Genomic DNA, 8288 nt, shown 5'->3' on the forward strand with positions numbered 1-8288 from the left:
CGAGAGTCGCCGCAGCGGCGGTCACCGCATTGGCGCTCCCGCTCCGTAGACGAGAGTCGCCGCAGCGGCGGTCACCGCATTGGTTCAGAACGGGACCAATCAGATGGCCAGAGCCTGAAGCCCTCCGTAAGTTCACCCAAGAATTACCGCACGCATGTATACCTTTGGGATCCGCTCCCCCATCCTGTCCACCGTGTGCCATGAGGGCACCCGGTGACACGAGAGGCGGGGCATGACTCCCATCAGCCGCAGGGGATTCGTCGGGATCGGGGCAGGACTCGTGGCGGGGGCGGCCCTGCCCACGGGCACGGCGTCGGCCTCCGCCTCGGCCGCGACCGGCACCCTCACCGACGTCAAGCACGTCGTGATCCTCATGCAGGAGAACCGCAGCTTCGACCACTACTTCGGCAGGCTCCGCGGCGTCCGTGGCTTCGGCGACCGGGCCGCGGGAAACCTCCCGGGCGGCTGGGGCACGTTCAACCAGCCCAACTGGGGCGGCCGCCAGTATCCGTGGAAGCTGAGCGCCACCCCGCCGGCTGGCGGCGTCGACGGGGAGACGCTGGCCCAGTGCAACGGAGACCTCCCGCACAGCTGGACCTCGCAGCACGCGGCGTGGAACCAGGGCCGGATGGACAACTGGGTCACCGGCGTCGGCAACACCCGCACCCTGGGCTATCTCGACCGCGGCGACATCCCGTTCCACTACGCCCTCGCCGACAACTACACCGTCTGCGACGCCTACTTCTGCTCGGCGCTGAGCGCCACCGGCCCGAACCGCACCTTCCTCTGGAGCGGCAGGATCGACGCCTCCAGCAAGGACGGCGGCGAGGAGTCCGGGCTGACCTGGGAGACGTACGCCGAGGCGCTCCAGCGCGCCGGGGTGAGCTGGAAGGTCTACCAGAACGCCCAGGACAACTACGGTGACAACGGCCTCGCGTACTTCAAGAGGTTCACCGACGCGCGGCCCGGCGACCCGCTGTACGACCGGGGCATGGGATCCGTGCCGAAGGTCACCGGTTCCACGCCGGACGACATCGCCGCCGCGATCCGCGCCGACGCCGTCGCCGGGACACTGCCGCAGGTCTCCTGGGTGGTCGCGAGCGAGGCGTTCTCCGAGCACCCCTACGCCCCGCCCGGCGACGGCGCCCACTTCGTCGACCTCGTGTACCGCGCGCTGGCGGCGAACCCCGAGGTCTTCGACTCGAGCGTGCTGTTCCTCAACTACGACGAGAACGACGGGTTCTTCGACCACGTGCCGCCGCCGGTCGCGCCGGCCGGCACGGCCGGCGAGTACATCGACGGCGTGCCGATCGGCCTCGGCTTCCGGGTCCCCATGCTCGTCATGTCGCCCTGGACGCGCGGCGGCTGGGTCAGCTCCGAGGTCTTCGACCACACGTCCGTACTGCGCTTCATGGAGACCTGGACGGCCGCCCTCGGCACCCCCGCCGCCTGCCCGAACATCAGCGCCTGGCGGCGGAAGGTCACCGGCGACCTGACGGGCGTCTTCGACTTCGCGCACCCGGTGTACGGCGTTCCCTCGGGTCTCCCGTCCACCGCCGAGGTCATCGGTCAGTCCACCTGCGGCCCGCTGCCCAACCCGGTGCCGCAGGACAACGCGCTGCCCACGCAGGAGTCCGGCACCCGCCCGGCGCGCGCCCTGCCGTACCAGGTGAACGGGAACCTCGACCGGTTCGAGTTCGGGGCGGCGGGCAAGATCCTCGCCTGGTTCTCGATGACGAACCAGGGCGCGCAGGCGAAGCGGGCCGCGCACTTCACGATCCAGCCGCACCAGCACCGGTCCACGGCGGCCTGGCAGTACACGGTGGACCCGGGCGCGACCTCCACGGACTACTTCAACATCGGGCTCGGATCGGGGTCGGGCAAGTACGACATCTCGATGATGGGCCCCAACCGCTTCCTGCGCCGCTTCATCGGCGACGCGTCCAAGGCCGGCAAGGCGGTCGAGGTGGCGGCGCGGTTCGCGACGGAGCCGGGGACGGGGAAGACGGCGGTCTACTTCACGATGACCAACGCCTCCGCCGGGCCGGTGACCTTCACGATCCGTTCGAACGCCTACCGCACGGACGGGCCCTGGACGTACACGGTCCCGGCGAACACCTCGCGCGAGGACCACTTCAACGCCGTGGCGTACAGCAACGGCTGGTACGACTTCACGATCCTCGCCGACATCGACGGCACCTGGTCGCGCCGGTACACCGGGCACATCGAGACGGGCGGCCCGAGCATCACCGGATGACATACACCACCAGTCCCCACTAAAAGGGACATCGGAGCAAAAGGGATACAAGGGTAATTTCATGCCCTTGTATCCCTTTTATCAACCCAGCGGAATTTACCGGTATGACCGTTTTGGCTACGCGGGTGACATGAATCACGCGACATGGACGCAACCTCCCCGAACGCACCCCTTCGCCTTGCGCCTCAAGGAAGTTCGGCACGGCCCACACCCGGCAGGAACTCATTTCTGAATTGCCCGGGCATTTCGCACTCAGGAGCAGCCTTGTTCCGGCTGACATTTCTCGCCTACGGTCACCTCGACCCGGACGGATCGCCGAATCCTGCCACCGTCCGAAAAGACCCGCCATTCACCCGTCGGCAGGAGCGGGGGACCCAGTTTTTCCGCCGTTCCGGATTTCCGGCCCGGCTTGGGGTGCAGCCGCGCACACGCGGCCGGGCAGCTCCAGCCCGAACCCGACAGCTCACCCCGCAGGCGCCGGAGAGGAAACCTTCATGTCCGCTCACGGTAAGCACCGGCGCCCCAAGCGACGTCCCCTCAGCCGCGGTATCGCCCTCGCGAGCACGGGTGGAGCCGCTCTGGCCCTCCCCCTCGTCGCCACGGCCACCGCCCACGCGGCGCCGAGCACGGCCCCCGAGGTCGCGTCCGTCCAGAAGACCTTCGCCGGAACCCCGGTGAAGATCACGGAATCGATTCCCGCCGCCGCGAATTCCGGCACCAAGGCCGCCAAGACCTACACCGTCGTCCGCGGCGACTCCCTTTCCGTCATCGCGCACGAACAGGGTGTGCGAGGCGGTTGGAAGGCCCTGTACCAGGCCAATCGCAGCGTGGTCGGTGACAATCCGTCACTGATCCATCCTGGACTCGAACTCTCCCTCAAGGGGAAGCCCGCGACCGCTCCGAAGGCGAAGGCGCAGCCGAAGCCGAAGCCCGCGGAGCGTACGACGAGCACGGAGCGGGCCGACCGCTCGCAGCAGCGGAGCGCCGCTCCCGCGTCCGGCGCCGGCGCGAGCGCCGTCAAGGCCGCGCCCGCCAAGGCCGCCCCGGCAGCCGCCAAGAGCTACACCAACGACCTCGACGGCTGGATCCGCGAGTCGCTCGACGTCATGGCGAAGTACGGCATCCCCGGTTCGTACGACGGGATCCACCGCAACATCCTGCGCGAGTCCTCCGGCAACCCGCAGGCCATCAACCTCTGGGACTCCAACGCCGTCAAGGGCACCCCGTCCAAGGGCCTCCTGCAGGTGATCGAGCCGACCTTCCTCGCGTACCACGTGCCCGGTACGTCCATGGACCTGTTCGACCCCGTCGCCAACATCACCGCGGCCTGCAACTACGCCGCGGACCGCTACGGCTCCATCGACAACGTCAACGGGCCGTACTGACAGCCGCTCAGGACGTGGTCGGGAAGTGGTCGGTGAACCAGCCCGCGGCCAGCTCACCGACCTCTTCCAGCGTGCCGGGCTCCTCGAAGAGGTGCCCGGCACCTTCCACGACGACGAGGCGGTTCTCGCAGCCGAGCCGCTGCCGGGCCGTCTCGTTCAGCTCCCGTACGAGCGGATCGCGCCCTCCCACGATCAGCAGCGTGGGGGCGCGCACCTGGGCCAGGCGCGGGCCCGCGAGGTCCGGGCGGCCGCCGCGCGAGACCACGGCGGCCACGTCGGACAGCGGGTCGGCCGCCGCCCAGAGGGCGGCGGCCGCGCCGGTGCTGGCGCCGAAGTAGCCGGCCGGCAGCCCTTCGAGGCCGGGCCGGCCGGCCAGCCAGTGCGTGGCCCGTGCCAGCCGCTGGGCCAGGAGCTCCGTGTCGAAGACGTTGTCGCGGTCGTCCGCCTCCTCCTCGGTGAGCAGGTCGAAGAGGAGCGTCCCGAGGCCCGCGCGGTTGAGGCTCTCCGCGACGGCACGGTTGCGGGGGCTGTGCCGGCTGCTGCCGCTGCCGTGGGCGAAGAGCACGATCCCCGGGGCCGCGTCGGGCACCACCAGGTGGCCCGCGACTCGCACCTCACCCGCCGGAATGCGCACCTCCGGGTCCTGGGCGTCCGAGCCGTCGCCGGCGTGGTGGCGCTCCAGACAGGCGACGACCTCCTCGTCAGGGGTCTGTGAGAAGTCCTGGTAGAACTGGCCGATCGCGTAGAAGAGCTCCGGCTCGTGGACGCTGACGGTCTCGTCCGCCTCCCTGCCGATCCGCTCGGGCCAGTCGCGCGGCGCGACCGGCACCGCGAGGACGATCCGCGCGGCCCCCTGGGCACGGACGACCCGGCAGGCCGCGACCGCCGTGGCACCCGTCGCCAGGCCGTCGTCCACGACCACCACGGTCCGGCCGTCGAGCCTGGCCGCCGGCCGGTCGCCGCGGTAGCGCCGGGACCGCTGCCCGAGCAGGACGCGCTCGCGCGCCTCCACGGCGGCCAGGTCGCCGCCGCCGACGCCGGTGTCGGCCAGGACCTGCTCGTTGAGGACCCGTACGTCGCCCTCTCCGATGGCGCCCATGGCCAGCTCCGGCTGGAAGGGCACCCCCAGCTTGCGTACGAGACAGACGTCCAGGGGCGCCCCGAGTGCGTCGGCGACCTGTTCGGCGACCGGCACGCCGCCGCGGGGAAGTCCGAGGACCACCACGTCGTGGCCCTTGAGGTGCTCCAGACGTGCGGCGAGCTGGCGTCCGGCGTCCGTGCGATCGGTGAAGTACATGTCCCGCTCGTCTCCCTGGTTCTGAGCGTGCGCGCGGGCGGTGCGCGCCACCGCCGGTCAGGCGGGGCGTGCGACGAGGGTTCCGTCCTCGTCGAGGTCGACCCGCGCGCCGTAGGGCCGGCTGGTCCGGCCGAGTACGTCGTGGAGCCAGCGCGCGTCGCGGCGGGGGGCGTGCTCCAGCCGCATGCGCCGGGCCCGCAGGGGAATGATGCGTACCTCCTGGAGTCCGCCGTCTTCGGGCCTCACGGAGGCGAGGTGGAGCAGCCGGAGCTCGTCGCGGTACTGCTCGTAGCCGGTGATGCCCTCGTAGTCGTTGATCAGGTCGCCGCAGCCGTGGAGGACGAGCTTGCCCCGGTAGACCTCCAGGGGCCGGGGGTGGTGCGAGGAGTGGCCGTGCACGACGTCCGCCCCGGCGTCGATCAGCGCGTGCGCGTAGTCGACGTCGGTGCTCGGGAGCGCGTAGCCCCAGTTGGAGCCCCAGTGGATCGACACCAGCACGATGTCGCCGGGGCGCTTGGTGTCCCGGATCCGTGCGAGGAGGTGGACGGCGGCCGTGTGCGTGGGCCCCGAGGCGAAGTGGACCCCGCCGCGCCGCGCGGTGGCGGCCCACTCGCGCGGGATGCCGCTGGAGGCCATGCCCAGGGCGTACGCGACGAGCCGTCCGCCTCCGCGCAGGCCGACGATCGCGGGCCGCGCCGCCTCCTGGGCGTCCTCGCCGGCCCCCACCGTGCGCACGCCGTGCTTCGCCAGGGCGTCGAGCGTGTCGGCGAGGCCGCGGTGGCCGTGGTCCAGTACGTGGTTGTTGGCCAGGACGCAGACGTCGGGGCGGACGGCCGTCAGGCTCGGCAGGTTGTCCGGGTGCATCCGGTAGTGGACCGCCTTGCCGGGGGCGAACTCGTCGCTCGTGGTGACGGCCGTCTCCAGATTCGTGACGCGCACGTCGGGAGCGGCCGCGTCCAGGACGTCGAGGGCGACGCCCCACGGGTAGGTGAAGTCCACGCGGTGGGGAATGGGCCCGTTGACGTCCTCGGCGAGCGCCACATAGGACCGTGCATCATGCACGTACCGTTCGCGCAGGGCGGGGTCACCGGGGTGGGGAAGGATCTGGTCGACCCCGCGGCCGAGCATCACGTCGCCGCAGAGGAACAGTCCGACCAGGTCACTGTCCATACAGCCAGAGTAGACGCGGCGGGCCCGACGGGCCGGACCGGATCACGTCTTGGGGGTCGGGGTCACGGGCAGGTTGTACACGTGGTCGGGGCTCACGATCTTGGTGATCGCCTGGCCGAAGAGCGTGCTGGGTTCCGACCCGTCGTGCGGGATGTCCGTGTTCAGCATGACGACCATGGTGGCCCGTGCCTCGGGCAGGTAGACCGTCAGCGACTCGTAGCCGGGCAGCGAGCCGTTGTGGCCGATCCAGCCCTGGACGTCGAAGATGCCCAGGCCGTAGTCGGCGCCCGGGATGTTCGTCGGCAGCACCTTGAGGCGTTCCGCCTGGGTCTCGGGGGTCAGCAGCGTGCCGGTTGCGAGGACGCGGGCCCAGGCACGCAGGTCCCGGAGGTCGGAGATCATCGCGCCGGCCGCCCAGGCCCAGGAGGGGTCCCAGTTCGTGGAGTCCTCGACCTTTCCGGTCGCCGTCTGGTTGGTGTAGCCGTGGGCGTGCGGGCTGGGGATCGCCGCGTCGGTCGGGAAGATGGTGTGGCGCAGTCCGGCCGGCTCGGTCACGTTCTCCTCGATGAACTGGTGCAGGGGCTGTCCGCTCACCTTCTCCACCACGAGACCGAGGAGGATCAGGTTGGTGTTGCAGTACTCGAACTCCGCGCCCGGCTGGAAGTTCACGGGGTGCTTGAAGGAGTAGTCGAGCAGCTGCTCGGGGGTGAAGGGCCGTTCCGGGTCCGTGGTCAGGGCCTTGAAGAAGTTCTCGTCCTCGGAGTAGTTGAACAGCCCGCTGCGCATTCCGGCGAGCTGACGGAGCGTGATGCGGTCGCCGTTGGGGACACCGGCGACGTACTCCCCGATCGTGTCGTCGAGGCCGAGCTCGCCCTGGTCGACGAGTTCGAGCATCGCGGTCACGGTGAACGTCTTCGTCTCGCTGCCGATCCGCAGGTACAGGTCGGTGTCCATGGGAGCGTTGTTCGCCTTGTCGGCGACGCCGAAGGTCTTGACGTACTCACCCTTGCCGGGGGCCGAGAGCGACACCATCACGCCCGGCACCTGGGCCTCCCTCATGACCTGCTGGACGGCGGTGTCGAGGCGGGCCTCCACGGCCGGGGTGAGTTCGACGAACGCGCCGTTCGAGGCGGCCGGGGCGAGCTCCGCGGCGCTGTGCACGGCGGGGGCGGCCACGGGGGTCGAGAACGCCGTCCCGGCGGAGAGGGGGACGGCGAGCATGCCGGTGGCCGCGAGAACCACGCAGACCCGGCGCCAGCGCGCTCGCGAAGGCCCGTGGGCGGGTGATGACGCGTGCCTGCGCCGCGACGGCGCGTGCGTGTGCGGGTACCTCACGGCAGGCCTCCTGCCAGACGAGGGACTCCCCCCGACCAGGCTAGGCCGGACCCGCGGACGCTGCACGGCGAGTGCCACGGGCCCGATTGTCGGACCCCTTCGCTACGTTGGCGCCATGACGGAATTCGTACTGGTGGCAGGCGCGTGGCTGGGAGCATGGGCGTGGGACGAGGTGGTGTCCGAGTTGCGGGCGGCCGGGCATCGTGCCCATGCGGTGACCTTGTCCGGTCTCGCCGAGAGACAGGGTGAGCCGGCCGGGCAGCGGACGCATGTGACGGACATCGTCGATAGGGTCGAGCGCCTGGATCTGCGGGACGTCGTCCTGGTGGGGCACAGCTACGCGGGCATTCCGGTCGGCCAGGCCGCCGAGCGGATCGGGGACCGGCTGTCCCGGATCGTCTTCGTCGATTCCAACGTGCCGGTGGACGGTGAGTCGTTCGTGTCCGCGTGGCCGGAGGGCCGCCCGATGGTGGAGGCGTCGATCGCCAGGAACGGCGGCTTCTGGCCGCCGCTCGGGGCGGAGGAGTACGAAGGCCAAGGCCTCGAGGACGCGCAGATCGCGCGGATCGTCCACTCGACACCGCACCCGGGCGCCACGCTCACCGAACCGGCCGCCCTGGCCCGCCCGCTCGGTGAGCTGCCGGCGACGTACGTCAAGTGTCTGCTGGACGGCGCCGAGCCGAACGAGGACGTGGCGAGGCTGCTGAAGAGCGAGCGCTGGGAGCTCGTGCGGATGGACACGGGCCACTGGCCCATGTTCTCCCAGCCGCACGAGCTGGCCCGGATCCTCCTCGCCGCGGCGTCACGCACGGGCTCCCGGGCGTGACGCCGCCGAGGCGGGGTT

Annotated in this window: 6 protein-coding genes and 1 riboswitch; of the genes, 3 read left to right on the forward strand and 3 right to left on the reverse strand. The window is 70.8% G+C overall.

Annotated elements, in window-relative coordinates; genetic code table 11:
• Positions 1–232 precede the first annotated feature (232 nt).
• Both M5362_RS31160 and M5362_RS31165 read left to right on the forward strand, forming a co-directional pair.
• The gene (locus M5362_RS31160) at positions 233–2257 is read left to right on the forward strand and encodes a phosphocholine-specific phospholipase C (RefSeq protein WP_260231206.1); all 2025 of its coding nucleotides are present in this window, start codon (positions 233–235) and stop codon (positions 2255–2257) included.
• 333 nt (positions 2258–2590) lie between these two features.
• A riboswitch (cyclic di-AMP (ydaO/yuaA leader) is annotated at positions 2591–2749 on the forward strand.
• 2 nt (positions 2750–2751) lie between these two features.
• A complete protein-coding gene (locus M5362_RS31165; protein WP_260231207.1) occupies positions 2752–3642 on the forward strand; it encodes a LysM peptidoglycan-binding domain-containing protein in 891 nt (296 codons plus the stop codon).
• Between the two features lie 7 nt (positions 3643–3649).
• Here M5362_RS31165 and M5362_RS31170 read toward each other — a convergent pair whose 3' ends face one another.
• Genes M5362_RS31170 through M5362_RS31180 form a run of 3 tightly spaced genes read right to left on the reverse strand, consistent with a single transcriptional unit; the run spans position 3650 to position 7330 of the window.
• Complete coding sequence (locus M5362_RS31170; RefSeq protein WP_260231209.1) at positions 3650–4939, reverse strand: phosphoribosyltransferase family protein; 1290 nt, start codon at positions 4937–4939, stop codon at positions 3650–3652.
• 57 nt (positions 4940–4996) lie between these two features.
• Positions 4997–6109: a CapA family protein gene (locus tag M5362_RS31175; protein ID WP_260231210.1), complete on the reverse strand. Its 1113-nt coding sequence runs from the start codon at positions 6107–6109 to the stop codon at positions 4997–4999.
• A gap of 42 nt (positions 6110–6151) precedes the next feature.
• A complete protein-coding gene (locus tag M5362_RS31180) occupies positions 6152–7330 on the reverse strand; it encodes a serine hydrolase (RefSeq protein ID WP_260231266.1) in 1179 nt (392 codons plus the stop codon).
• Between the two features lie 229 nt (positions 7331–7559).
• Between M5362_RS31180 and M5362_RS31185 the strand changes: the two genes are divergently transcribed.
• Positions 7560–8270: an alpha/beta fold hydrolase gene (locus M5362_RS31185; protein WP_260231212.1), complete on the forward strand. Its 711-nt coding sequence runs from the start codon at positions 7560–7562 to the stop codon at positions 8268–8270.
• Positions 8271–8288 lie beyond the last annotated feature (18 nt).

The sequence above is a fragment of the Streptomyces sp. Je 1-79 genome, from assembly GCF_025195125.1.
GTDB lineage: Bacteria > Actinomycetota > Actinomycetes > Streptomycetales > Streptomycetaceae > Streptomyces.

Excerpts from the sequence above, each read along its gene's own strand:
- M5362_RS31160 (WP_260231206.1), top strand. The coding sequence starts at position 233 with ATGACTCCCATCAGCCGCAGGGGATTCGTCGGGATCGGGGCAGGACTC.
- M5362_RS31165 (WP_260231207.1), top strand. The coding sequence starts at position 2,752 with ATGTCCGCTCACGGTAAGCACCGGCGCCCCAAGCGACGTCCCCTCAGC.
- M5362_RS31170 (WP_260231209.1), bottom strand. The coding sequence starts at position 4,939 with ATGTACTTCACCGATCGCACGGACGCCGGACGCCAGCTCGCCGCACGT.
- M5362_RS31175 (WP_260231210.1), bottom strand. The coding sequence starts at position 6,109 with ATGGACAGTGACCTGGTCGGACTGTTCCTCTGCGGCGACGTGATGCTC.
- M5362_RS31180 (WP_260231266.1), bottom strand. The coding sequence starts at position 7,330 with ATGCTCGCCGTCCCCCTCTCCGCCGGGACGGCGTTCTCGACCCCCGTG.
- M5362_RS31185 (WP_260231212.1), top strand. The coding sequence starts at position 7,560 with ATGACGGAATTCGTACTGGTGGCAGGCGCGTGGCTGGGAGCATGGGCG.